The organism is Ensifer sp. Root127 (assembly GCF_001425225.1).
GTDB lineage: Bacteria > Pseudomonadota > Alphaproteobacteria > Rhizobiales > Rhizobiaceae > Ensifer > Ensifer canadensis.
Genome location: NZ_LMDX01000011.1, coordinates 108,364 through 133,356, shown reverse-complemented (window position 1 = coordinate 133,356; position 24,993 = coordinate 108,364). Strand labels below are relative to the sequence as shown.

The 24,993-nt window shown below is 60.6% G+C and carries 23 protein-coding genes and 1 tRNA gene; 15 read left to right on the top strand and 9 right to left on the bottom strand.

What is annotated here, in order from left to right; translation table 11 throughout:
* Window positions 1-37 precede the first annotated feature (37 nt).
* From serS to ASD03_RS13700, 5 genes are all read left to right on the top strand, one after another.
* Window positions 38-1,321, top strand: a complete 1,284-nt coding sequence (serS, locus tag ASD03_RS13720) for a serine--tRNA ligase (protein WP_025426857.1) — start codon at window positions 38-40, stop codon at window positions 1,319-1,321.
* A gap of 16 nt (window positions 1,322-1,337) precedes the next feature.
* On the top strand, window positions 1,338-2,108 hold the full coding sequence (surE, locus tag ASD03_RS13715) for a 5'/3'-nucleotidase SurE (RefSeq protein WP_057205034.1): 771 nt from the start codon (window positions 1,338-1,340) through the stop codon (window positions 2,106-2,108).
* Entirely contained in the window at window positions 2,105-2,758 is a 654-nt protein-coding gene (locus tag ASD03_RS13710) for a protein-L-isoaspartate(D-aspartate) O-methyltransferase (protein ID WP_057214183.1), read from the top strand. Before surE ends, ASD03_RS13710 begins: the two co-directional genes overlap by 4 nt.
* Window positions 2,759-3,232: 474 nt before the next feature.
* Complete coding sequence (locus ASD03_RS13705; protein ID WP_025426860.1) at window positions 3,233-3,877, top strand: hypothetical protein; 645 nt, start codon at window positions 3,233-3,235, stop codon at window positions 3,875-3,877.
* A gap of 151 nt (window positions 3,878-4,028) precedes the next feature.
* A complete protein-coding gene (locus ASD03_RS13700) occupies window positions 4,029-5,576 on the top strand; it encodes a peptidoglycan DD-metalloendopeptidase family protein (RefSeq protein WP_025426861.1) in 1,548 nt (515 codons plus the stop codon).
* A gap of 5 nt (window positions 5,577-5,581) precedes the next feature.
* Here ASD03_RS13700 and ASD03_RS13695 read toward each other — a convergent pair whose 3' ends face one another.
* On the bottom strand, window positions 5,582-6,451 hold the full coding sequence (locus ASD03_RS13695; protein ID WP_025426862.1) for an ATP-binding protein: 870 nt from the start codon (window positions 6,449-6,451) through the stop codon (window positions 5,582-5,584).
* 239 nt (window positions 6,452-6,690) lie between these two features.
* Here ASD03_RS13695 and yajC point away from each other — a divergent pair, with 239 nt between their 5' ends.
* The 5 genes from yajC to ASD03_RS13670 all read left to right on the top strand — a co-directional run bounded on the left by yajC (window position 6,691) and on the right by ASD03_RS13670 (window position 11,598).
* Window positions 6,691-7,026, top strand: a complete 336-nt coding sequence (gene yajC, locus ASD03_RS13690) for a preprotein translocase subunit YajC (RefSeq protein WP_025426863.1) — start codon at window positions 6,691-6,693, stop codon at window positions 7,024-7,026.
* Between the two features lie 50 nt (window positions 7,027-7,076).
* Window positions 7,077-9,647, top strand: coding sequence for a protein translocase subunit SecDF (secDF, locus tag ASD03_RS13685; RefSeq protein ID WP_057214180.1), 2,571 nt, complete (start codon window positions 7,077-7,079; stop codon window positions 9,645-9,647).
* 1 nt (window position 9,648) lies between these two features.
* Complete coding sequence (locus ASD03_RS13680) at window positions 9,649-10,035, top strand: Mth938-like domain-containing protein (protein ID WP_025426865.1); 387 nt, start codon at window positions 9,649-9,651, stop codon at window positions 10,033-10,035.
* Between the two features lie 22 nt (window positions 10,036-10,057).
* Window positions 10,058-10,900, top strand: coding sequence for a phytoene/squalene synthase family protein (locus ASD03_RS13675; RefSeq protein ID WP_025426866.1), 843 nt, complete (start codon window positions 10,058-10,060; stop codon window positions 10,898-10,900).
* A gap of 230 nt (window positions 10,901-11,130) precedes the next feature.
* Complete coding sequence (locus ASD03_RS13670) at window positions 11,131-11,598, top strand: hypothetical protein (RefSeq protein ID WP_025426867.1); 468 nt, start codon at window positions 11,131-11,133, stop codon at window positions 11,596-11,598.
* Window positions 11,599-11,709: 111 nt separating this feature from the next.
* On the opposite strand, the gene trmFO is transcribed toward ASD03_RS13670, so the two are convergent.
* The 3 genes from trmFO to ASD03_RS37710 all read right to left on the bottom strand — a co-directional run bounded on the left by trmFO (window position 11,710) and on the right by ASD03_RS37710 (window position 13,967).
* Window positions 11,710-13,128 carry a methylenetetrahydrofolate--tRNA-(uracil(54)-C(5))-methyltransferase (FADH(2)-oxidizing) TrmFO gene (gene trmFO, locus ASD03_RS13665; protein ID WP_025426868.1) on the bottom strand — a complete coding sequence of 473 codons (1,419 nt, stop codon included), beginning with the start codon at window positions 13,126-13,128 and terminating at the stop codon, window positions 11,710-11,712.
* Window positions 13,129-13,237: 109 nt separating this feature from the next.
* Window positions 13,238-13,381, bottom strand: coding sequence for a DUF1127 domain-containing protein (locus ASD03_RS37715; RefSeq protein ID WP_065781539.1), 144 nt, complete (start codon window positions 13,379-13,381; stop codon window positions 13,238-13,240).
* A 442-nt stretch (window positions 13,382-13,823) separates the two neighbouring features.
* On the bottom strand, window positions 13,824-13,967 hold the full coding sequence (locus ASD03_RS37710) for a DUF1127 domain-containing protein (protein ID WP_067698887.1): 144 nt from the start codon (window positions 13,965-13,967) through the stop codon (window positions 13,824-13,826).
* A 940-nt stretch (window positions 13,968-14,907) separates the two neighbouring features.
* On the opposite strand from ASD03_RS37710, the gene ASD03_RS13660 reads away from it, so the two are divergent.
* The 4 genes from ASD03_RS13660 to tig all read left to right on the top strand — a co-directional run bounded on the left by ASD03_RS13660 (window position 14,908) and on the right by tig (window position 18,536).
* Entirely contained in the window at window positions 14,908-16,017 is a 1,110-nt protein-coding gene (locus ASD03_RS13660; RefSeq protein WP_057205027.1) for a DUF2157 domain-containing protein, read from the top strand.
* On the top strand, window positions 16,014-16,607 hold the full coding sequence (locus tag ASD03_RS13655; RefSeq protein ID WP_025426870.1) for a GDYXXLXY domain-containing protein: 594 nt from the start codon (window positions 16,014-16,016) through the stop codon (window positions 16,605-16,607). Before ASD03_RS13660 ends, ASD03_RS13655 begins: the two co-directional genes overlap by 4 nt.
* A 186-nt stretch (window positions 16,608-16,793) precedes the next feature.
* Window positions 16,794-16,878 (top strand) — tRNA-Leu (locus ASD03_RS13650).
* 179 nt (window positions 16,879-17,057) lie between these two features.
* Window positions 17,058-18,536, top strand: coding sequence for a trigger factor (tig, locus tag ASD03_RS13645; RefSeq protein WP_025426871.1), 1,479 nt, complete (start codon window positions 17,058-17,060; stop codon window positions 18,534-18,536).
* A gap of 106 nt (window positions 18,537-18,642) precedes the next feature.
* On the opposite strand, the gene ASD03_RS13640 is transcribed toward tig, so the two are convergent.
* Both ASD03_RS13640 and sthA read right to left on the bottom strand, forming a co-directional pair.
* Window positions 18,643-19,452 carry an endonuclease/exonuclease/phosphatase family protein gene (locus ASD03_RS13640; protein ID WP_025426872.1) on the bottom strand — a complete coding sequence of 270 codons (810 nt, stop codon included), beginning with the start codon at window positions 19,450-19,452 and terminating at the stop codon, window positions 18,643-18,645.
* A gap of 186 nt (window positions 19,453-19,638) precedes the next feature.
* A complete protein-coding gene (gene sthA, locus ASD03_RS13635) occupies window positions 19,639-21,045 on the bottom strand; it encodes a Si-specific NAD(P)(+) transhydrogenase (protein ID WP_025426873.1) in 1,407 nt (468 codons plus the stop codon).
* 202 nt (window positions 21,046-21,247) lie between these two features.
* Here sthA and ASD03_RS13630 point away from each other — a divergent pair, with 202 nt between their 5' ends.
* Window positions 21,248-22,291, top strand: coding sequence for a magnesium and cobalt transport protein CorA (locus tag ASD03_RS13630; RefSeq protein WP_025426874.1), 1,044 nt, complete (start codon window positions 21,248-21,250; stop codon window positions 22,289-22,291).
* 107 nt (window positions 22,292-22,398) lie between these two features.
* On the opposite strand, the gene radC is transcribed toward ASD03_RS13630, so the two are convergent.
* The 3 genes from radC to sfsA form a co-directional block, all read right to left on the bottom strand.
* Window positions 22,399-23,190 carry a DNA repair protein RadC gene (gene radC / locus ASD03_RS13625; protein WP_025426875.1) on the bottom strand — a complete coding sequence of 264 codons (792 nt, stop codon included), beginning with the start codon at window positions 23,188-23,190 and terminating at the stop codon, window positions 22,399-22,401.
* Entirely contained in the window at window positions 23,187-24,026 is an 840-nt protein-coding gene (gene map, locus ASD03_RS13620) for a type I methionyl aminopeptidase (protein ID WP_057205024.1), read from the bottom strand. Before map ends, radC begins: the two co-directional genes overlap by 4 nt.
* Before the next feature lie 229 nt (window positions 24,027-24,255).
* Window positions 24,256-24,987 (bottom strand): DNA/RNA nuclease SfsA, encoded by a 732-nt coding sequence (sfsA, locus tag ASD03_RS13615; RefSeq protein WP_025426877.1) that lies wholly within the window; start codon window positions 24,985-24,987, stop codon window positions 24,256-24,258.
* Between the last annotated feature and the right edge of the window lie 6 nt (window positions 24,988-24,993).

Sequence of the window (24,993 nt, the reverse complement as noted above, 5' to 3'; positions counted from 1 at the left end):
GTTCCGCGCCGTGACCTGCAAAACGCGTGGAACGACAATGCTTGATATCAAATGGATCCGTGAGAATGCCGATGTGCTGGATGCCGCCCTGGCGAAGCGGGGCGCGGAACCATCGTCTGCGTCGCTGATCGCCATCGACGAACGTCGCCGCACAATCCTTCAGTCGCTGCAGGACATGCAGTCGCGCCGCAACGCGGCGTCGAAGGATATCGGCGCGGCCATGGCACAGAAGAACAATGAGCTCGCCGAAAAGCTCAAGGCCGAAGTTGCCGAACTGAAGAATTCAATGCCGGCGCTCGAGGAAGAGAGCCGCCAGGTCGAAGCCGAACTGAACGACGCCCTGTCGCGTCTTCCTAATATTCCGCTCGACGACGTCCCTGTTGGTTCGGACGAGGCGGGCAATGTCGTGACACGGGTTATCGGTGCCAAACCCACCTGGAACCACCAGCCGCGCGAGCATTTCGAAGTCGGCGAGGCGCTCGGGCTGATGGATTTTGAGGGAGCCGCGCGCATTGCCGGATCCCGCTTCACCATCCTGAAGGGCCAGCTCGCCCGGCTCGAACGCGCGCTCGGCCAGTTCATGCTCGACCTGCACACCCAAGAGCACGGCTATACCGAAGTACAGCCGCCGCTATTGGTGCGTGACGATGCGATGTACGGCACCGGCCAACTGCCGAAATTTGCCGAAGACCTGTTCCGCACAACCGACGATCGCTGGTTGATCCCGACGGCGGAAGTGCCATTGACCAACATCGTGCGCGAGCAGATCCTCGATGGCGAAAAGCTGCCGTTGCGCTTTACCGCGTTGACCCCGTCCTTTCGTTCGGAGGCCGGTTCTTCGGGCCGCGACACGCGTGGCATGCTGCGCCAGCACCAGTTCAACAAGGTCGAACTCGTGTCGATCACCGATGCCGAGACGTCCGTTGCCGAGCATGAGCGCATGACTGCCTGCGCCGAAGAAGTGCTGAAGCGTCTGGGTCTGCACTACCGCGTGATGACGCTTTGCACCGGCGACATGGGCTTTGGCGCCCGCAAGACCTACGATCTCGAGGTCTGGTTGCCGGGACAGGACACATATCGCGAGATTTCGTCCTGCTCGGTCTGCGGCGATTTCCAGGCGCGGCGCATGAATGCGCGTTACCGCAACAAGGAAGACAAGGGCACAAGGTTCGTTCACTCGCTGAACGGTTCCGGCGTCGCCGTCGGCCGCGCCCTGATCGCCGTTATCGAAAATTACCTGAACGCCGACGGCTCGGTTTCGGTGCCGGATGTATTGCTTCCCTATATGGGCGGCCAGAAACGTATCGAAAAAGCTGCCTGACGGGAAAGAAATCGCAATGCGGATCCTGCTGACAAACGACGATGGCATCCACGCCGAAGGCCTTGCGGTCCTCGAGCGGATAGCCAAGACGCTTTCCGAGGATGTCTGGGTGGTGGCGCCCGAGGCCGATCAGAGCGGTCTTGCCCATTCGCTGACGTTGTCGGAACCGCTGCGCTTGCGTCAGATCTCCGAGAAGCGTTTTGCGCTCAGGGGCACGCCGACTGATTGCGTGATCATGGCTGTGCGCAAGGTGCTGGACAGCAAGCCGGATCTCGTCCTATCGGGCGTCAATATCGGCGCCAACATGGCTGACGACGTCACCTATTCCGGCACCGTCGCCGGTGCGATCGAGGGAACGCTGCAGGGCATCCGCTCCATGGCGTTGAGCCAGGCCTACAGCCACGTCGTCGGCGAGGCGGTGGCCTGGGACGTGGTCGAGCGTCACGCGCCTGCGTTGATCCGCAGCCTGCTGGCAGTTGATCTTCCTGATGGTACGTTGCTCAACCTCAACTTCCCGAAGTGCTCCGCCGATGCCGTCGCCGGCACCGAAGTGACTTCGCAAGGCAAGCTCGACTTCGGTCTTTCCATCGACGAGCGTGCCGACGGTCGCGGCTTTCCCTACTTCTGGCTGCGTTTTGGCGAGCGCTTCGGTGATTTTCGCGCCGGTACCGATATCCACGCGCTTCGTGAAAACCGGATCTCGGTGACGCCGCTCAAGCTCGACCTGACCGACTATTCAGTGCAGGACCGTCTGGCACGGGCCTTGAGCGAAGGGACCGTCGCTTGAGCGGACGTGTTTCGGAACAGGAAGGCTTTGCGGCGATGGTCTTGCGGCTGCGCGCCGAAGGCATCAGCAACCAGGGCCTGCTGAACGCGGTCGAGCAGACGCAGCGCGGCCATTTCGCGCCGCCGCAGTTCCAGGCGGACGCTCATTCGCAGCGGACGATCCCACTCGACTGCGGCTCGTTCATGGAAGGCTATGACTTCGCCGTCCGGCTGTTGCACTGCCTTAACCTCAAGTCCGGGCAGCGCATCCTCGAGGTGGGAACCGGCAGCGGCTTTACCGCTGCAGTGATGGGCCGCATCGCCGAGCGCGTGCTGACAATCGACCGCTACCAGACACTCGTCTCCACTGCGCAGAAAAGCCTGGAAAAGTCGGGTGTGCGCAATGTCATCGTCCGCCATGCCGATGGCAGTGCCGGAGTACCGGGCGAGGGCACGTTCGATCGCATCTTGATTACCGCTGCGTTCAACAGCCTGCCGCGCATGTTCTCCGACCATCTCGTGTCCGGCGGAACGCTGGTCGTTCCGATCATGATGAGCGAAACGCATTGTCGCATCGTTCGTGTCAGCCGCACCGGCAGCCGCCTCGATCGTGAGGATCTGTTCGACGCGCCTTACCTTCCGATCGTTCCGCAACTGGCGTCTTACCTCTAGGTTAGCAACCCACTTGCGTGATCTGTGCTGTCCCGCTACGGCTTGGAGCCCAACCATGCACATTCATGTGGGGGAATTGGAGCATGGCGCGGCTCGTCAGAGCCGTGCTCACGGATCGTGACGTCTCAGGACACTACAGCGCCGCGCGTCTTATTAGACGCGCAAAGGTCGCTGTAGCACTTTGAATTGCTGCATGTTTTTATCCTTAAATCGAATGCGATTTAAGAAAACATGCAGTAGGCATGGCGGCTCTTTTAAAAGTGCGACGCAGAGATCCTCGTCGTGGCCACGTGATGAGGGCGGGCGGATCGCCCCGACGACCGTCTATTGGTTAACAAAATCCTAATCTCTCCAGTTTCGCGCAAGCTTCGCGCCATACGCCTTCGGCTGCACGAAAGGTTTGGCCTTGCGAGTCGCTGAATTTCTATGCGGTTCGGAAAGGCGATCTGGTCGTGCGGTTGACGGAGACGGCACATGCAGATTGCGAACAGGCTGACGGCCGCGGCATCAGGCGATGGACTGGGCAACCTTGCCGGCCGTGCGGCGGGGCAATCCGGCGCAGGCGGTAAGGATGAAAATGCCGCTCAGGCGATGCAGGCCACGTTCTTCGATCCGACGCCGCGGATTTCGCTTTCCGCCGATGCGCTGCTTTATCTCAGTCAGAACAGAAGATCCTCCGACGGCCAACCGGCCCTGACGCGCGACGAGTGGAACAACCGCCTGTCGCCGCAATTGGCCTTGCGGGAATACCAGGCGTTCGGAAAGTTCCTGGAGACCGGTGATCACAGTGGCTACTACAAGGGCTTCATCGAGTACTATGATGGCCTGCGGTCCGAGGACCAGCATAGCCTGCGCTATTTCGGGACGCGTGAGGCGGCTGTCGCCGGGCTACGCTCGCTCGAATACGATCAGGCAAGCGGCCTTGATGGAGAGACGACGTTCCAGACGCTGGTGAGCGTGCTTCTCGAGGAAGACAAGACTGCGCAGTCGGAAGCTCCCGCAGCGCCGGCTGGACGCCAGATTTTTGCCTGGGATCTGACAAGCATTAGCTATGAGGGCGAGCCAACCGAGCGGCGTGCCGTCTCCGAGATCGAACGCCTCTATTCCGAACTGATCTAAGTTTGCAGCGCCGCTAAGGCGAGCCTTTGCACCGGTCTATGGTTAGCATTCTGTCAAACTAGGTCTTTGGTGGTGTCGCCCTTAACCGTGCGGTAACTCTAATACGCTTTAATCATCCCACATCGAGTTGCGTTCGGAGTGGGTAAGCGTCATGCGTCAGTTTGTATCTCCCAAGGTTGGAAAGTCCACGATCCGCCTGTGTGCAGCAGTTTTGCTGGCAGGCGTTGCCACAGGGTGCAGCTCCGACGCCAGCCGTTTCGACGGCTTGTTTTCGCGATCGGACACGCTGACGACCAGCTCAATTCAGAGAAATACCACGCCGGTGCCGCGCGGCGATGTCGACAGCGGCCAGATGGCTGTTGTCTCTCCGGCCGATACGCGCAACTCGGCTCTCGGGCAGCCTTATCCCGCGGCGAACGGTGGCTACGATCCGGTCAATACGGCGTCGACGCCGGTCTCCAGCGCCCGCGCCGCCTCGACGCCGATGAGCGTGCAGCGTTCGACCCTCGCCGATCCGACGGCGGCCTCCAGCCAGCGTATTGATCCGCAACCGTTCCCAGCCGCACGCCAGGTCGAGCAGGTCTCCACGGCCACGCGTCAGGCATTGCCCGCTGCCGTCAACGATACTGCGAGCAAGAGCGGCTGGACGACGCAGAATGCTCCCTCGATCATGGTTCGCCAGGGCGACAGTGTGTCCATTCTCTCCAAGCGTTTCGGTGTTCCTGAAAAGGAAATCCTGAAGGCCAACGGATTGAAGACCGCTGGACAGGTCGAGCCCGGTCAGCGCCTGGTGATCCCGACCTTCGGTGTTGCGAGCAGTGCCGCGAAGGCTGCCGCGTCCAACACGATGACCGATCTGGATGGCAGCAAGCGCCAGCCATCGCCCTTGCCGACCGATCAGCGCGATGTCGCAATCCTGCCCGGTCAGTCGCAGTCCCGCGATAAGAGTGCAGGCAAGACGGATGTTGCTGCAGGCAAGGTCGCTTCGACGGGCGAGGGCAGCGGCAACGGCTCGTACACCGTCAAGCCGGGTGATTCCCTCAATCGTATCGCCAAGGCAACGGGTGTTTCGGTCGGCGCCCTCAAGCAGGCCAACGGCCTGACGGCAGAATCGATCCGTGTCGGCCAGACGTTGAAGGTGCCGGGCGCAGCGACCGACCAGGTGAAGACGGCATCGGTTCCGCCCAAGAAAGCCGAAGGTCAGGTCGCCGCGCTCGACAAGAGCAAGCCCGCCGAGTACCAGCCTCCCGTTGCCAAGCAGAGCGTGTCCGAAGTCGCCAGCAAGACCCCTGACGTTGACGAGGAATCGCCGAAGTCGACGGGTATCAGCAAGTATCGCTGGCCGGTACGCGGCGCGGTCGTTGCCGGCTACGGCGCCAATGTCGATGGCAACCGCAACGACGGCATCAACATCTCCGTGCCCGAGGGCACGCCGATCAAGGCAGCTGAAAATGGTGTGGTCATCTACTCCGGCAGCAGCCTGAAGGAACTGGGCAACGCCGTTCTCATCCGTCACGACGACGGCACGGTCACCGTCTACGGCAATGCTTCCGAACTGAAAGTCCAGCGCGGCCAGAAGGTGCAGCGCGGCCAGACGCTCGCGGCATCCGGTATGACCGGCCGCGCAAGCCAGCCGCAAGTCCACTTCGAAGTGCGCAAGAACGCCAGCGCCGTGAACCCGGCCACGTTCCTGGAATAGGCGGCTTAGCCTTCCAGCCGGTGGCGCAGGCGACCGGCCAGATCCTGAATGAACTGCCAGGCGACGCGGCCGGACCTTGCTCCCCGCGTCGTCGACCATTCCAGCGCATCGGCGTGCAGAATATCCTTGTCCACCGCAAGGCCGTAGTGAGCCGCATAGCCGTCGATCATCGCCAGATAATCTTCCTGGCTGCATTTGTGGAAGCCGAGCCACAGTCCGAAGCGATCCGACAATGATACTTTCTCTTCGACTGCTTCCGATGGGTTGATGGCGGTCGATTGCTCGTTTTCCATCATGTGCCGCGGCAGAAGATGACGCCGGTTGGACGTGGCGTAGAGCAATACGTTGGTCGGACGCCCCTCGACGCCACCGTCGAGCACGGCTTTGAGCGACTTGTAGGACGTGTCGTCATGGTCGAAGGAAAGGTCGTCGCAGAAAACGATCACCGGCACCGGCGCGGATTTCAGGATTTCCATCAGCGCCGGTAGCGTCGCGATATCCTCGCGGTGAACCTCCACCAGCTTCACGGCGATGCCCGTATCGCGTGCGACCTGTGCGTGAACCGATTTGACCAGCGAGGATTTCCCCATGCCGCGCGCGCCCCACAGAAGCACGTTGTTTGCCGGATAACCTTCGGTAAAGCGCAACGTGTTGTCGACCAGGATATCACGCACGTGGTCGACGCCGGTGATCAGCGACAGTTCGATCCGGTTCGGTCTTTTGACCGGCTGCAAGTGGTGGCTTGCCGGCGCCCAGACGAAGCACTCTGCCGCGTCCCAATCGTTGGCAGCGGCAGCGGGGCCGGCGATGCGTTCGATCGCCGCGGAAAGCTTCTGCATTTCCTTGATGAGAACGTCGATCTTTGTTTCACTCATCGGTCCATCTCCGCTTGCTGAATCAGTCACTTGGCTTCGGTTTAACCGGGTAGCACGCAGGTTTGCGCTGGAAAAGGCCGCACTGGGTGGGAGAGGGGGTTCTCCTCTTGCCCAAATTATGTCAGAGGCACTGGAACGGATACGGGTGCCGTCGCTTTGCATTGCGGCTGCGCGCCCTTATATTCCGGCCGATTTGGCGCGGAGGAACCGCCGCATATTTTGAACTCAAGGAGTGATCGATGTTCATTACCGAAGCTTTTGCGCAGACAGCCGGCGCCCCGTCGACCGGCGGCGCGGACATCCTTATGTCCATTCTGCCCTTCCTGCTGATCTTTGTTGTTATGTATTTCCTCATCATTCGCCCGCAGCGTGCACAGATGAAGCGCCGCGACGAGCTGCTGAAGAACATCCGTCGCGGTGACCAGGTCGTGACCGGCGGCGGCATCGTCGGCAAGGTGACGAAGGTGGTCGACGATAGCGAGCTGGAAGTCGAAATTGCCGAAGGCATCAAGATTCGCGTCGTTCGCAGCGGCGTATCGGAAGTTCGCGTCAAGGGCGAACCCGTAAAGGAATAATCGAAGTCCAGCCACAACCGGATGTGTCCGGGAAACGGAGCGTTTGAGGCATGTCCAATCTGAAGCCGTTGAAGAGCGCTCTTGTTTGGCTGGCAGTGCTTTTGGGTGTCGCGCTCGCGATGCCGAACTTCCTGACGAAGGAACAGGCGGATGCGCTGCCTTCGTGGCTTCCGCACCGTCAGGTGGCGTTGGGGCTCGACCTCCAGGGTGGCTCGCATTTCATGCTGCAGGCCTCGCGCGAGGACATTCTCGCCGAGCGGCTTGAAGCGGTGACAAATGATGTCGGCAAAGCGCTGCGCGATGCCGACATTGCCTATTTCGGCCTGTCGGGCGAAGGTCAGTTGATCTCGCTGCGGGTTCGTGACCGAGCCAAGTTGCCGACAGCGCGTGCGGCGCTTGCTCCGCTCATGGCACCGGTGGAAACTGGTGGTCTGGTCAGCGACGAAGTTACCGAACTTGCCTTCGACAGCGCCGAGGCAGACGACTTGATCCGCCTTCGCCTGAGCGACGAAGGCATCGACTACAGGATGTCGCAGGCTCTGGCACAGACCATGGACGTCGTTCGGCGCCGGATTGCCGAAGTCGGGGTGGCAGACCCCCTGATCCAGCGCCGGGGTGATGATCGGCTTATCGTCCAGGTGCCGGGTCTGGCGGATCCGCAGCGCCTGAAGGACCTGCTTAGCCAGCGCGCCCGCGTTTCCTTCCAGATGCTGAATGTCGCCGTGCCCGTTGAGCAGGCTGTTGAAGCGCAGCCGCCGGCCGGCAGCGAAGTTCTTTATTCCTTCGACGATCCGCCGATACCCTATCTCGTCGAGAAGACCCGGCTGCTGTCGGGCGAAGACTTCACCGCCGCGCAGCCGGATATCGACGCGACAAGTGCCGAGGCGTCGGTCGCGATCAAGCTGACACCGGCGGCAACCGGCCGTGTTGCCGCACTTCAGGCAAAGGGCGCCGACCAGAAAGTCGCGATCATTCTCGACGACCAGGTCGTCGCTGCGCCGACACTTGCGGCTGCCGTCAAGGGCGATACGGCAATCATTACCGCCGATCTGCCGGAGGAGGGTGCCACCGATCTCGCAGCCCTCGTCAGAACCGGGCCACTACCGGCGACGTTGACTGTCGTCGAGGAGCGGACCGTCGGGCCGGGCGTGGGCGATGACGCGATCGGTGACGGCCTCAAGGCCGGCTTCATCGCTGCCGTTGCAGTCGCTGTTTCGATGATTTTCTTCTACGGCGTCTTCGGCATCTTCGCCGTCGCGGCTCTGGCCGTGAATCTCATTTTGATCATCGCCGCACTTTCACTCACCGGTGCGACGCTGACATTGCCGGGTATTGCCGCAATCATTCTGACCATCGGCGTGGCTGTCGATTCCAACGTTTTGATCTATGAGCGCATCCGCGAGGAAGCGCGCGGTGGTCAACCGCTGGTCCAATCGGTCAACAAGGGCTTTGCGCGCGCGTTCAGCAGCCTTTTCGATGCCAATCTAACGATGCTGATTGCCGGTGCGATCCTTTTCTACCTTGGGTCTGGTCCCGTGCGCGGCTTCGCCGTCACGCTTGCGATCGGCAGCTTCACGACCTTGTTTACCGCCTACACGATCACCCGCAGGATCGCCAAGGCCTGGCTGCGCGGCTGGAAGGCGCAGCATCTGCCGAAGGGTATTCGTACGGGACGCTTCAGCGATCTCGACATCCGCTTCATGGCGATCCGCAACCCGGTCTTCATCGTCATGGCCGCCTTGTCGGTTGCTTCCGTACTGCTGCTCGCAAGTCTCGGTCTCAATCTGGGGGTCGACTTCAAGGGTGGCTCGATCATCGAACTCGAAAGCAAGGCCGGCAATGTCGATATCGCCGATCTGCGCGTGCGGCTCGATGAGTTGAACCTCGGCGAAGTTCAGGTACAGCATCTGGGTTCTGGTAACGATGTCCTGGTGCGCGTGCCGTCACAGGAAGCCGGCGACAACGCCGAGCAGACCGCGATCGGCGTCATCCGGGCAGAGCTCAGCGACGAATATGCGTTCAAGCGCGTCGAAGTCGTCGGTCCGGTTGTCTCGGGCGAATTGACGCGCGCCGGCACTATTGGGCTTGCGGTCTCCTTTGCTGCGATCCTGCTTTACGTGTGGCTGCGCTTCGAATGGCGTTTCGCGCTCGGCGCCATCATCGCAACCCTGCACGACGTGCTGCTGACGATCGGCTTCCTGGTGATAACCGGCATCGAGTTCAATCTCGGCAGCATCGCCGCCGTTCTGACCATCGTCGGTTACTCCCTGAACGATACGGTCGTCATCTATGATCGTATCCGGGAGAACCTCGGCCGCTACAAGAAGATGCCGCTGTCGGTGTTGATCGACGCCTCGATCAACCAGACGCTGTCGCGCACGATCCTGACGGCGCTGACGACGGTGCTGGCGCTGGCGGCGCTCTACCTCTTCGGTGGCGGTCTTATCCGCTCTTTCAGCGTTACCCTCTTGTTTGGCGTCATCGTCGGCACGATCTCTTCGATCTATATCGCTGGTCCGATCCTCATTCTCTTCCGCAAGCGGACGGACCATTTCCAGGGCGGGGAGAATTCCTCCGGCCCGGGCGCCGGAGCGGCGCAAACGGCAAAGGGTTCAGTCTGAAATGCCCAAGGGTATCGAGATCCGCGAAGCGCATTTTCCGGGGCGCGCCCCGATCGATGCCTATGGCAATGGCGGCTTCCGCTTTGCCGATATGTCGCACCGCGGCTCCGTGCTGATGCTGCCATCGGGCGTCTATGCGTGGGACGTTGTTGAAGGCGATCCGTTGTTGGTCGAGAAGTTCCAGCGCGTGCTGGACGAAGCGAGTGACATCGAGGTGCTGTTGGTCGGCACCGGCCTCGATATCCGGCAACTGCCGGCCGAGCTGAAAACGGCCCTGCGTGCATTGAACATCTCGTCCGATCCGATGAGCACGGGAGCAGCTGTCAGAACCTACAACGTGATGCTGGCCGAAGCGCGTGCGGTCGCCGTCGCGCTGATTGCCGTCTGATCGCGGCCAGGGGAAGACTTGCGTGCAAGACATTGATGCCCAGATCCTGACCGACCTCAGGGACACGGATCGCGACCGTTACCTCGCCTGTCTGCTGGCGCCGGTGGCCAGCCAGCCGTCACTCGCTCCGCTCTATGCCTTCAACGCCGAGCTCGCCCGCATTCGCGAACTCGTGCACGAGCCCATCCCCGGTGAAATCCGAATGCAATGGTGGCGGGAGCTGTTGGAGAACGAAGCGGCGACGGGCGAGGGGCATCCGCTCGCGCGGGCGTTGCTCGCGTGCATTCGTAAGCATCGGCTTCCGATCGCTGTATTTCAGAACATGATCGATGCACGGATCTTCGACCTCTACGATGATCCGATGGAGGACAGGGCGGCGTTCGAAGGTTACGCCGGCGAGACCGCCTCGGCGCTCATTCAGCTGTCGTCGCTCGTCCTCGATCCGCAGAACGCCGCAAGGTCTGCGGAGGCAGCCGGTCATGCCGGCGTCGCGCAGACCGTCGCAGGCCTGCTTCTGCTCCTGCCGCAACATTCCCGCCGCGGCCAGGTCTATCTGCCGGCCGAGCTTCTGCGAGCAACCGGGCTTGACCGCGAAGCGCTGCTCGCCGGAGAAGACGGGCAAGCAATCGGGCGGGCGATCCGGGCCTTCGCCGGTTTCGGCCGCGATCATCTGGCCAAGGCGCGCGCCCGGCTCGACACGATCTCACCCGACAATTTCGCCGCCTTCGTTCCCCTGGCCCTCGCCGAGCCGATCTTCAATCGCGCGGATGCTGTCGGCGCAGAGTTGCTGCGCAATCCGATAAGGCCGGCGCAATGGCGGCGGCAGTGGTGGATGTGGTGGGCGAGCAGGCGCAAGCGGTTTTGAAGCCGGCCGCGCAAATGTGTTCAATGGCTTTGCTATAACGACCTGCACAAAAACCAGAGCTTGAAGCGAAGTCAAACGTTAGCGAAAGATGGCGGCGCGCTTTGGTGCCGAGACCTGCGCGGCATGTTGTAGGCCAGCTAGCCACGGCACGAGGCTGGTCAAATTGGCGCAAGGCTCGCATCGTATAAACACACCCTATCGACTCATTACCGACTTAGGGGGCCTGTCTGATGCTCTGGCTGCTTTTCATCATCATCGCCATTCTCGCCGGCGCCTTCTACATGTGGATGAACGCACGGGCCGAGCGGGATTGGGACGATCCGGATGCTGGCTCGGCAATGGTCGAGTTCGGGCGCGCCTTTCCGGACGAAGCGATCCGTGCACTTCATTCGACGGCGGACCGCAAGGCAATTTTTCTGCGGCTGCATGACGGCAAGGCTGGTTTCATCCAGTCGCACGGCACGCATTATGTCTGCCACGTCATTCAGCCGGGAAAAGTCCGGGTCAACAGTTCGGACAGCGGCCGCGGTCTGATTGTCCATTTCCCTGATTTCGCCTATCTCGACAACGCGTTCGAATTTCACAACGCTGCCGAGGCGGCCGAGGTATCGTTGTGGCTGTTGGGCAGTTTCAGCCCGAAGTCCGAGTTTACGGCAGACGAGGCAAATGTGCCGTCTTCGGCGCAGGCGAGCGAATAGCCGGCGCTCCGCTAGCAAACGCTGCGGGCATTCATGACATCAGTTTAGTTCTGTAAAAGGAAAGCCCTCGCAAACCGGAGTGGATCCGGTTTGCGAGGAAATGTTTGGCTCTCAGGCGCATCCGTTCAGCCAGGCGGCGCAGTCGCCGAGCGCTCGGGCGGCCGTGGCCTGTTTCTTCGCTGCGGCCTTTTCCTTGCCGCGGAAGCGCTTGGCGCCTTCGGGCTTGATGATGGCGCCGGGTTCCAGCGGCGGGAACAGGCCGAAGTTGACGTTCATTGGCTGGAACGAACGTTTGCCCGGCTCGTCGTCGGAAACGATGTGACCGCCGGTGATGTGGTTGAGCAGCGCGCCGAAGGCCGTCGTTGCCGGCGGTGCAGCCAAAGTTTCACCCTTGCGTTCCGCCGCGGCGAACCTGCCGGCCAGCAAGCCGATGCTTGCGCTCTCGACATAACCCTCGCAGCCAGTGATCTGACCGGCAAAGCGCAGGCCTGGCCGCGACTTGAGAGTTAGTGTGCCGTCGAGCAGGGTCGGCGAGTTGATATAGGTGTTGCGGTGCAGGCCGCCGAGGCGCGCGAACTCGGCGTTCTCGAGACCGGGGATCATCCGGAAGACTTCCGCCTGCGCGCCATACTTCAGCTTCGTCTGGAAACCGACCATGTTGTAGAGCGTGCCGAGCGCATTGTCCTGACGAAGCTGGACGACGGCATAGGCCTTGACCGTCGGATTGTGGGCGTTGGTGAGCCCCATCGGTTTCATCGGTCCGTAGCGAAGCGTCTCGCGTCCGCGCTCCGCCATCACCTCGATCGGCAGGCAGCCATCGAAGTAAGGCGTGCCTTCCCACTCCTTGAAGCCGGTCTTGTCGCCGGCCACGAGTGCGTCGATGAAGGCGTTGTACTGCTCTTCGTTCATCGGGCAGTTGATATAGTCCTTGCCCGTACCGCCGGGGCCGACCTTGTCATAGCGTGATTGGTACCAGCAGATGTCCATGTCGATCGTCTCGGTATAGACGATCGGCGCGATGGCGTCGAAGAAGGCAAGCGCATCAGCGCCCGTTTCCTGGCGGATCGATTCGGCGAGATCAGGCGCTGTCAGCGGACCGGTTGCAATTACTGCAAGGTCCCATTCCTTCGGCGGCAGGCCGCGGATTTCTTCGCGTACCACGGTGATCAGCGGATGGCCGTCGATCGCCGCGGTGACGGCGTCGGAGAAGCCGTCGCGGTCGACGGCAAGCGCGCCGCCGGCCGGAACCTGGTTGGCATCGGCCGCCTTCATGATCAGCGAGCCTGCAAGGCGCATTTCGGCGTGGAGTACGCCGACGGCATTGCTGGTCGCATCATCGGAGCGGAACGAGTTGGAACAGACGAGTTCGGCAAGGCCGTCCGTCTTATGTGCATCGGTGCCGCGGACGCCGCGCATCTCGTGCAGCACGACCGGAACGCCGGCCTCGGCGATCTGCCAGGCCGCTTCGGAGCCGGCAAGGCCGCCGCCGATGACATGAATGGGAGAGTGGGAGGAGGTGTCTTTGCTCATGGTCGGCTTCCTACCATGCTCGTCCTGTCGTTCCAACCGCCGTTGCGCCGGGAACAAACGAAAACGGCGCCTGAAGGCGCCGTCTTGGAAGTCTGGTCGTTCGTTCCGATTAACGGAAGGAACGCGATGCGATGTTGCGGATATCGTAGCGGGTGATGCCGATGTCATTGAGAGCGTGGTTCGACAGGTTGCCGAGCTCGCTAACGGTGCGGCGGTAGTTAATCCAGCTTTTTGCGATACGAATCGGGTTCATGACTTTTTCCTCAAGATCGGTTTGTCGCGACAGCCATCTGTCTGCGTCGTTGAGGTTCTTATACGCTTGTCTAATTGGAAGGTGGAGTGCAAAGAAAATGCAGCTGCTATGCATTTGTGCAGTGCATCGCCAAATTGCTGGGCAACATTTGCACCCGCTCGAAAACGCGCCATCACTTAAAGATTGATTAAAGTGCGTGCGCGGCCCGTTAAGGATTTGTAATCGCGCTATTTTCTGCGCGGATGCCCGACGGTGTCGCCGCGGTTCCCAGCTTCAATCCAGGCACGATTGCTTGGCTATAAGCAGAACTCGATCGGTGACGCGCTTTCGCAATTGCGAAGGTGATTTTGCGGCAGCATTTCGACAACGAAAAACGCCCCCCGGAATGAACCGGAGGGCGTTGGTAATGTCCGGCGCGCTGCGCGAAGCAGCGCTCCTGGAATTACTTGATGGCCTGACGTGCAACGTACTGGATGTCGCCGCGGCCGATGCCGAGGTCGCTCAGTTCCCGGTCGCTCATGCGGCCGAGTTCGTTGCAGGTCTGACGATACTTGCGCCAATTGTTGAAAGAGCGTGCGAGGTTCATGATCCTATCCTTTCTAGGGTCGTGTGCCAGCGCTTATCTCTCGGCTGGCCGTCATCTGATGACCCGAAATATAATCGATTTTAGCAGAAGTTACAGAGATAATGCTGCATCGCACCCATGCAGCTATTGCAAGTCTCATTGTGGCCGGGATGTCGACGCCATACCACCAATGTGCTGCCGGATGCCGACAGAACCGTAAGAGACTGCAGAGAGAAGAGGATGGCTGAATCAAACAACGCCCGCTGGGGGAGGAGATCCAGCGAGCGTCGTTTTATTCTGATCGGCAACTGGGAGGAGGAGTGCTGCCAATCCAAATCGAGGGGCGCTGGGAGGAGGAGTGCGCCGCCCCGATCGATGAGTTGAAGGTACTTCAGTCTGCCGAATTTGGGTAGATCAGTTGCCTCATGGCACCTATGCATGCGGCGCATACCTCGATGTGAAGTCGACAGATATCTGCGCAAATATTGTGCAATTGCTTCGCTTGGTCGCGATGGATGAAAAACGGGGGGGCTGAAAAGAAATAACGCCCGCTGGGGGAGGAGGTCCAGCGAGCGTCATTGAAGGTGATTGGCAACTGGGAGGAGGAGTGTTGCCAATCGTATCGGAGGGGCGCTGGGAGGAGGAGTGCGCCGCTCCGAATTCCATCGAACTTTCGTCCGGGTCTTTCCCGGCACTCCGGGGCGGTTGACCATTGCCGCTAGCGTCCGCTTGGCTGTTTGCCTTCGTTCGCTTCTGATGATTTGAATATAGGGTGTTTAAATCGATTTGTGCAGTGCAATATCCGCATGGAAGATATGCGCATTGCGCAAGCCGTCAGATCCTGGCGGACCAACGTCTGGTCCGAGCGATCGAATGGTTGTGTTTTTCCGCCATTGCGTGATTAGGTAAGCGCCTCGGTTTTTGTCTTCAAGGGCAGGGCCGCCGAAGGAGGTGGGGCAGCATGTATCGCGGTCGTCTGGAAAAGGACTTCAAGCATTGGGTTGGCATGGGGCTTCTGCCGGAGGCTTCCGCGCGACAGATGCTTGCGGAGTATGATGGTCGCGAATCCACCTTTCGGGCGGGGCGTGTTCTGCTGGTGCTCGCCGCCCTGCTGCTGTCGGCCTCCGTCCTGCTGCTTGTCGCGGCCAATTGGGAAGCACTGCCGCGTCTTGCCCGCCTGATCGGTATTGTCGCCTTGATCTGGGGCTTTCATCTTGCCGGTGCGTTGCTTCTCCGGCGAGGCAATGGCGGCCTGGCCGCGGCGGCTCTGGTGCTGGCGGCGATGTCGTTTGGTGCCGGCATTGCCCTGGTCGGGCAGATGTATCATCTCTCGGGTGATGCAGCCGATGCGATCCTGCTCTGGATCGCCGGCGCTTGCGTGACGGCGCTCGCCTTTCGATCGGCGGCTGTCACAACAGTGTGCGGCGGGCTGGCCTGGGCCTATTTCCTGACGTTGCTGTCGGAGGGCGGTCTTGGCGATATCGTCGAATGGCAGACCTGGCTCGTCCCGGCGCTCGCCATCCTCGTGGTCATTCTGGTGCGTGTGACGGATGCAGGTCGCGCGCGGCACCTCGCCTATCTTCTCGTCACGGGATGGCTGATTTGGCTCTATATCGAGAACTCGTCCTTGGGTTTTGCCGGCACGCTGGCAGGCGGCGGCATTGTCGCCTTCCTTGCGGCAGCCATGCCGGGCTCGCCGCTTCGCCCCATCGCGCTTGAAGCCGGCTCCGCGCCCGCATTCTATTCCTTCGCCTTGGCACTCATCGGTTTCTCGGTGCTGCAGTTTGAAGCTGACGGTTTGACCAGTGAAGTGGCCGCCGGCGCGGCCGTGCTCATCGTCGCTCTGCTTGGGATCGCACTTGCCGGCGCGCAGAACGGGGCAGTGCGTTACCTCGGTTATGCGGCGTTTGCTGGTGAACTTCTCTATCTCGCATTCGAGACGCTGGGCTCAATGCTCGGAACCTCGGGCTTCTTCCTGATTTCCGGCCTGCTGGTGGCGGCGATCGCCTGGCTGGTGATCCGGATCGAAGGGCGCCTGATGCGGACGCGACGCGAGGAGGTTTCGCCATGACTGGTCTCTCGCCAAAGCGTCGCTGGTTGCCGCCGCTCATCGCCGCGCTGATTGCCGCCGTCCTTCAGACGGCAGCGCTTGGCTACATGGTCGAAAGCCGGGCTTCGATCCTGCGCAACGGCAAGGAAGTCCTGCTGAAGACCGTGCCGGTTGATCCGAGGGATCTGCTGCGCGGCGACTACGTCATCCTGAGCTATGACATTTCCTGGCTGCCGCCGGCACTTTTCAAGGACGGATTGCCGACGGCGCCGGCGGAAGCGACGGTTTTCGTGCGTCTGGCAAAACAACCGGACGGCTTCTGGGGTGCGGCGCAAGCGTCCTTCAAGCCCCTTGCGCCGACGGATGACAGTGTCGTGCTTCAATCGCAACCGTTCACCTATTACCCTTCGTCGAGTGAAAACCCGTCATCGATAAACGTCGCATATGGCATCGAGCGATTCTATGTTCCGGAGGGCGAGGGCCGGGTGCTGGAGCAAGCGCGCAATGCCGAGGCGCTTTCGGTCAATGTTCGCGTCAATAATGCGGGGCGCGCACAGATAAGGCAGATCGCCGTCGAAGGCACGCCTGTCTACGAAGAGACGCTCTATTGACCGCTTGCTGCGGGATCGGATCGATCTGTCGTGGGTAACCGCATTTTCCCTTTGATCCCGCGAAAACGAGTGATATAGAGACGCCGCGCTCGGGAAAGCCCTGAACCTCAGCATGCCCATTCTATCTGCGGTATTTCCGTTGGTTGGTCTTGCGGGAATACGATCAGGCGGTGCGATTGTCTGAACGCGGGTATGGTGAAATTGGTAGACACGCCAGATTTAGGTTCTGGTGCCGCAAGGCGTGGGAGTTCAAGTCTCTCTACCCGCACCAAGACAAGCATCGCGCCAAAAGTCCGGATTCTGCTATGATGAAGGGGGCTGGAGTGCCATTTTGCTTGCAAAACGGTTACGGAACTGCGTAAAGCCACTCCCGGCAAATGGATCGGCTCACGTGCTCGCCAGACCTTTCTAAGGGGAAGAGCACAGTCAACGTGAAATGAAGGTTTGAACATGCAGGTTATCGAAACGCTCGCTCAAGGGCTGAAGCGCGAACTCAAGGTCGTTATCCCGGCCAAGGACATGGAAGCTCGGATGAACGAGCGTCTGGCCGAAGTGAAGGACCGTGTGAAGATCAACGGCTTCCGGCCGGGCAAGGTGCCGTTCGCGCATCTGAAGAAGGTCTATGGCAAGTCGATCATGGCAGATCTCGTCAACGAGATCGTCCGCGAAAAGCCGACCGAGATCCTTTCGGGCCGTGGCGAGAAGTCGGCGACCCAGCCGGAAATCGCGATGACCGAGGACGAGTCCGAAGCCGACAAGATCCTCAACGCTGAGGCTGACCTCGAGTTCACCGTCGCTTACGAAATCATCCCGGCGATCGAACTCAAGGACGTCAGCGGCATCAAGGTGACGCGCGAAGTCGTCGAGATCGCCGAAGACGAAGTCAACGAGCAGATCCTGCGTATCGCTGAAAGCGCTCGCACCTACGAATCGAAGAAGGGCAAGGCCGCCAACGGCGACCGCGTCACCATCGACTACCTCGGCAAGGTTGACGGCGAAGCCTTCGACGGCGGCAAGGACGAAGACGCAGAACTCGTTCTCGGCTCCAACCGCTTCATCCCGGGCTTCGAAGAGCAGCTCGTCGGCGTCAAGGCTGGCGACGAGAAGACCATCACCGTGACGTTCCCGGCCGATTACCCGGCAGCGAACCTCGCTGGCAAGGAAGCCACCTTCGACATCACCGTCAAGGACGTTGCTTCGGCCCAGGACATCGAAATCAACGACGAACTGGCCACCAAGCTCGGCCTCGAATCGGCTGACAAGCTGAAGGAAATCGTTCGCGGCCAGATCGAGAGCCAGTACGGCTCGCTGACCCGCCAGAAGGTGAAGCGTCAGATCCTCGACCAGCTCGACGAACTCTACCAGTTCGATACGCCGGAGCGCCTCGTCGAAGCCGAATTCGAAAACATCTGGCGTCAGATCAACACCGATCTGCAGCAGGCCGGCAAGACCTTCGCTGACGAAGAAACCACCGAAGAAGAAGCACGCGCCGAATACCGCAAGCTCGCTGAGCGTCGCGTTCGCCTCGGCCTCGTTCTCTCGGAAATCGGCGAAAAGGCCGGCGTTCAGGTCAGCGACGACGAACTGCAGCGTTCGCTGTTCGAACAGCTCCGCCAGTTCCCGGGCCAGGAAAAGCAGATCCTCGACTACTTCAAGAACACGCCTGGTGCCGCCGCTTCGCTGCGCGCTCCGCTGTTCGAAGAGAAGGTTGTCGATCACCTGCTCTCCGAGATCTCGGTAACCGACAAGACGGTTTCCAAGGAAGAGCTGACGGCTGACGACGAAGAAACCGAAGGCAAGGCTGCCAAGAAGGCTCCGGCCAAGAAGAAGGCCGCTGCCAAGGCTGACGCCGCTGAAGGCGAAGAAGCCGCTGCTCCGAAGAAGAAGGCTCCGGCCAAGAAAAAGGCTGCTGACGACAGCGCCGAGTAATCACTTCTTCGATTGCTTACAAATTGAGGCCCTGCCGTTTACGGCGGGGCCTTTTCTGTTGGGGAAATGTTTGTCGTGCGTGGTGGGTGCACAGAGACGTTTTGCTTTACCGAAGATCGAGCAGCAACGCCCGGTGATCCGAGACTTCCGGTTGTTCGACAACGTCGAAGCTGATGACATCGACATCCGGCGTGGCCAGCATGTAATCGGCGTAACGCCCTGATTTGCCGTAGTGCGATGTGCGTGTATCCGTGTGACCTCGACCGGTGACGAGATCGGACAGGCCGAGACTGCCGAGCGCCGCAAAGGTTGCGCTTTCAGGCAGGACATTGAAATCGCCGCAGACGACGAGCCTTTCGTTTCCGGGCCAAATGCGGCCGATAAGTTGTACCAGCGCATCCGCCTGCGCCTGCCGCTCCGGCGTGTCGCCCTTGCCGTTCGTGGTCCGCAGGCCGTGCATCTGCGCGATGGTTATGGAAAAGCCATGCTCATAGTTGAAGAGGCGGAGGCAGTGGGCATTTCGGGCGCGCGGATGTTCGCCCCAACCGTCGGGCGAAAACTCGCCATGGACGAAATCGAGCGCCTGGCCGATGACGGGAAAGGATTTGCGCACGAATGTCGCCAATCCGAATTCGGAATGGACCATACGATCGCCATCGGAAAGCTCGCCTCTCGACGTCGGGCAGAAATACCCGTCATGATCAGGCAGGGCTGCGCAGATCTCGTCGAAGAGATTGGCGCGCTGCGGCAGCTCGACATCGCGATCGCGGTAAAGGAGCCACTCTGACCTCGTCTCCGGAGAGCGCACGACCTCCTGCAGACACAGGATGTCTGCGTTGACTTCGACAAGATACGGTATCAGCGGCGCATGCAGCTTGCCGCCCCAGGCATTCAGGGAGAGGATGCGTAGTGCCATGCTCAATCGCTCGCCAAAACACGGCCCGACGATGCGCAGCATATTCGGGCCGTATGCGTGAAAACGAAGCCCAGGCCGATCACTTGATGCCGTTCTCAAGTGGCCGGATTTGGCGACGTCAGGGCGGCGAGGCTATCTGATTCGCGGCGGTTTGTTCGGGGCCGACCTGGCCGGCCTCGCGGCATTTTAAGCCGTCGGCTTGATCTCGCCCATGCGGTTCCAGGCGTCGAGGCCGGCAATCTTGTAGGCTTCGGCAAGCGTCGGATAGTTGAACGTGTTCTCGACAAAGTACTCGACGGTGCCCTTGAGGTTCAGCACGGCCTGGCCGATATGAACCAGCTCGGTCGCGCCTTCACCGAGGATGTGCACGCCGAGCAGGCGGCGCGTCTTTAGCGAAAAGATCATCTTCAAAAGACCGGAGTCGAGCCCCATGATGTGGCCGCGCGAGGTTTCGCGAAAGCGCGCAATGCCGCATTCATAGGCAATGCCGCGCTCCTTGACCTCCTCTTCTGAAAGGCCGCAGGTGGAGATTTCCGGAACGGCATAGATGCCGTAAGGGAAGTATTTTTGCGGCTCCATGGCGATGGCGCCGACTGCGACGCGAGCAGCAATGCGTCCCTGTTCCATCGAAGTCGAGGCAAGGCTCGGGAAGCCGACCACGTCGCCGGCGGCGTAGATGTTGGGCACTGAGGTCTGGAAGGTTTCGGGATTGACCTTGAGCCGACCGCGGCTGTCGGCTTCGAGCCCGGCGGCCGGAAGATTGAGCGTGTCGGTCGCGCCCATGCGGCCGGCGGCAAAGAGCACCATGTCGGTCACGATCCTGCGGCCGTTGTCGAGCGTCAGCAGAACCTTACCATCGTCGAGCCGTTCGACCTTTTCCGCCTTCTGCCCGAGATGGAGTTTCATGTTGCGGTCGCGCAATTGATAGGTGAAGTCCTCGACAATCTCCTTGTCGATGAAGTCGAGCATCGTCGTCTTCGGGTCGATCACCGTCACTTGCGTGTCTAGCGCACTGAATATCGTCGCATATTCGATGCCGACGACGCCGGCGCCGATCACCACGAGCGAGCGCGGCAACTGCGAGATATCGAGCAGCTCGTCGCTGTCGAGCACGGTCTTGCCGTCGAAGGGCATGTAGTCCGGACGGAATGGCTTCGTGCCGACGGCAAGCATGATGCTGGTCGCCGAAACGAGCAAAGTCTCGCCGTCGTCCTTGACCACTTCAAGCGTGGTCTGATCGACGAAACTTGCCTTGCCGCGCATCTGCTGCACGCGGTTGCGGGCAAACTGGTGTTCGAGAACCTCAACCTCATGATTGAGGGTGATGATCAGTCGCTGGCGCAGATCCTCGGCGCTGATCTCCTCCTTGACGCGGTAAGAGCGGCCGTAAAAGCCGCGTTCGCGCCAACCCGAGAGATTGAGCGCCGTTTCGCGCAGGGTCTTCGACGGGATCGTGCCCGTGTGCACGGAAACGCCGCCGACGCGTTTGCCCTGTTCGATGACGAGAACCTTCTTGCCGAGCTTGGCGGCCTGGATGGCGCCACGGCGGCCGGCGGGTCCGCTTCCGACGACGATGAGATCGAACTGGTTCATGGGCATTTCCGTAAAAAAGGAAGAATCGTTGTGCGCTGCGAAAAGTCTCGCTCGCATGCGTCTATATCGTCAATCGCACAGTTTGATGAAGTGGTTTTCGTCTTTGAAACCTGTTGGGTGCGAATATGACGAAATACGCGTATGCTCGATGACCCAATAGCATACCGGTGCATGGAATTCATGCGGGCATGGGAGGTCTTCTATGGCGTTCGACCTGATGAACGAGCCAAGCTCGGACTATTCGCGCACCACGGAACCGCCGCATGGGGAGGACAGGCAGGGCGTGATCGCCGCTGCGGTCTACGAAAACGGCGTGCGCATCCAGGACATTCAGGTGGAAGATGCGAGCAAATGGCGAAACCGCCCGAATGCCGTCATCTGGATCGGTCTCCATGAACCGGATGCTGCGTTGCTTCGCCAGGTGCAGCGCGAGTTCGATCTGCATGACCTGGCGATCGAAGACGCCTGCAAGGCGCATCAACGTCCTAAACTTGAGATCTATGGCGATTCGATTTTCGTCGTTGCCCGCACCGCTCATATGGTCGGAGTCGAAATCGCGTTCGGCGAAACGCATCTCTTCGTCGGGCGCGGCTACGTCGTCTCGGTTCGCCACGGCGCCTCGACCTCCTATATGGCCGTGCGGCAGCGATGCGAAGCGTCACCCGCTGCCCTTGCTCATGGTGAGAACTATATCCTGTATTCGATCCTCGATTTCATCGTCGACAATTACATGCCGGTAATCGAGGCCATTCACGAGGAAGTCGAACGGCTCGAGGATCGTCTGCTTCGCCAACGGCTGGAGAAGGCGGATATCGAACGGCTCTATCTGCTCCGGCGCAACCTGCTCAGGCTTCGCAATGCCGCCGTGCCGCTGGTCGATGTCTGCCGGCGGCACGAGCATATCGATCTGCCCGGCATGGAGGCGGCACTGCAACCGCTGTTTCGCGATGTGACCGACCATGTCCGCCGCGTGCAGGAAGATATCGATGCGTTGCGCGAGGTTCTGGCCTTCACCTTTGAAGCCAGCTTGATGATCGGCCAATCCGAGCAGACGGAGATCTCCCGCAAGCTTGCCTCCTGGGCAGCTATCCTTGCAGTGCCGACGGCAATTGCCGGTATCTACGGGATGAACTTCGACGACATGCCGGAGCTTAAATTCCGCTACGGTTATTTCGTGGTGCTGGCCGTGATCATCGGGCTCTGCCTGACGCTGTATCGCTTCTTCCGCCGCGCCCGATGGCTTTGATTGCAAAGCCCGGCGGCTAGAGCATTTCCAGGAAAAGTGCGAAGCGGTTTTCCATCAGGAAATGCGTAAAAAAGCGTTTGTGCGATTCCGTCCAAATCGGAAACGCTCTAGAAGAGGCGCAGCCCCTTCAGGCTTACATGGCCGTCCTTGCCGATGATGATGTGATCGTGCACCGCAATGCCGAGCGGCTTGGCTGTCTCGACGATCAGCTTGGTCATGTCGATATCCGCCCGCGACGGCGTGGGGTCGCCTGAGGGGTGATTATGCGCAAGGATGATCGCGGTTGCCGACAATTCGAGTGCGCGCTTGACGACCTCGCGCGGATAGACAGGCGTGTGGTCGATCGTGCCCGTCTGCTGGACCTCGTCGGCAATCAACGCATTACGCTTGTCGAGGAATAATATCCGGAATTGCTCCTTGGTCTCATAGGCCATAGCCGCGTGGCAATATTCGATCACCGCCGACCAGGACGAGAGAATGTGCTTCTTGCGCAGGTCACTCTTCAGCGTTCGGTGCCCGATCGTCGAGACGAGCTTCAGGTCGAGCGCGACCGATTCGCCAACACCCTTGACCTCCTGCAGCAACGGGAGCGGTGCGCCGAATACACCGGCAAGCGTGCCAAAGCGCGTCAGCAGCGCCTTGGCAATCGGCTTGGTATCCTTGCGCGGGATAAGCCGGAACAGCAGCATTTCGAGGAGTTCGTAGTCGGCAAGCGCGGCGTCGCCGTGCTCGCGATACCGTGTTCGCAGCCGATCACGGTGGCCAAGATAGTGCGCCTCGACCGCCTGAGCTGCCGCGTCTGAGACATGCGCGTCCTGCGGCTGCAGATCCGCAAAAAACGACCGTTCGTCCGCCGGCTGCGTCGCATCGCCTGCGGATGAGCGGGAGTTTTTCTTCATGCGGCGCCCATGGCGGCCATGTCAGGCTTGAAGAGGCCGGCCGGCGAGAGCGTGAAGATCTCGCAGCCATCAGCCGTGACGCCGACCGTATGCTCGTACTGCGCCGAGAGAGAACGGTCGCGTGTTACCGCCGTCCAGCCATCGGCAAGCACCTTCACGTGCGGGCGACCGAGATTGATCATCGGCTCGATGGTGAAGATCATGCCTTCGCGCAGTTCCGGCCCCTCGTTGGCGCGGCCGTAATGCAGGATGTTGGGAGCGTCGTGGAAAAGCCGGCCGACGCCGTGTCCGCAGAAGTCGCGTACGACCGAGCACCGTTCGGCTTCGGCATAGGCCTGGATGGCTTCGCCGATCGCGCCGGTGCGGGCGCCAGGACGCACGGCGGCAATGCCGCGCATCAGGCACTCATGCGTCACGTCGAGAAGCCGCTCGGCGGCACGTTTGATCTCGCCGACCGGATACATGCGGCTGGAATCGCCGTGCCAGCCATCGATCACATAGGTCACGTCGATATTGACGATATCGCCGTCGCGAAGCGGCTTGTCGTTCGGAATACCGTGGCAGACAACGTGGTTGATCGAGGTGCAGGACGACTTGGTATAGCCGCGGTAGTTCAGCGTTGCCGGAAGCGCGCCGTTGTCCATGCCGAACTCGAAGACGAAGCGGTCGATCTCCTCGGTCGTCACCCCGGGCCGAACGCGCGACACCAGTTCGTCGAGGCAACGCGCCGTCACCTGACAGGCCTTGCGCATACCTTCGAACCCCTCCGGTCCGTAGAGGCGGATGACGCCGGTGTTCTTATAGGGCGCGGACCCTGCCTCGATGTAAGTCACCATTCCAGAACTTTCAGTTGTTTCCTGTCGAATTTCATAATCCAGCAGGGGCAGCCTCGTCCACTGCCGTGCACCTTGAGGGACTGATATAGGGCGCAGCGCACAGTATTTCGCAGCCGCGATCTTCCGCTAAGCAGATCGGCAAGCCTAACGCGGATCAATGCCTGCGCCTATCCGTAGAATGTTGCAGGTTGCTAAGGGTTGGCGATGCCGTGCGTGCCAAATCGGTAACTCAGGCGAAGTTGCGAATAGCGCTGGCACCTGCCTCATCGATTGCGATCAAGCCGATCGGTGCTATCTCGGAGGGCGATACCAGGCATTTCACCGCATAGGCCTCGACACCTCTGGTCATGGCACGATCGAAGGCAGCGGCATATACAGGGTCGTAGTCGCGGCAGATCTGCAGGTGATCGCAATCGCTGCGCTGCACTAGGTAGACCATGATCGCGCGATGGCCGGCTTCGACCATGTCTCCCAGTTCTTCGAGGTGCTTGGCGCCACGTGCAGTCGGGCTGTCGGGAAACTCGGCCACGCCAGGGTTGCGACTGAAATGCACATTCTTCACCTCGACATAGGCAAGACCGCGCAGGCTGTCGCTCAAGAGAATGTCGATTCGCGAATTGCGCCCGTATTTCTGCTCGCGGGCGAGGTTCTCGTAGAGATGAAGGTCGGCGACAAGTCCGAGCCGAATGGCCTCTTCCGCCAGACGGTTGGGCAGGCCGGTGTTGATGCCGACCAGCGTACCATCCGCCTCGACGATTTCGAGCATCTGCCGGTACTTGCGCGTCGGGCTATCATGCTCCGACATCCAGATGCGCGAACCCGGCGTCGTCAGTCCGCGCATCGACCCGGTGTTGGGGCATGAGCCGGTCAATGCCGTACCATCGGCGAGGAGAGCGTCGAATAGAAAGCGTTTGTAGCGCTGCACGAGCGTGGCGGGCACGAGTGGCCGATCGAAAATCAAGATCTG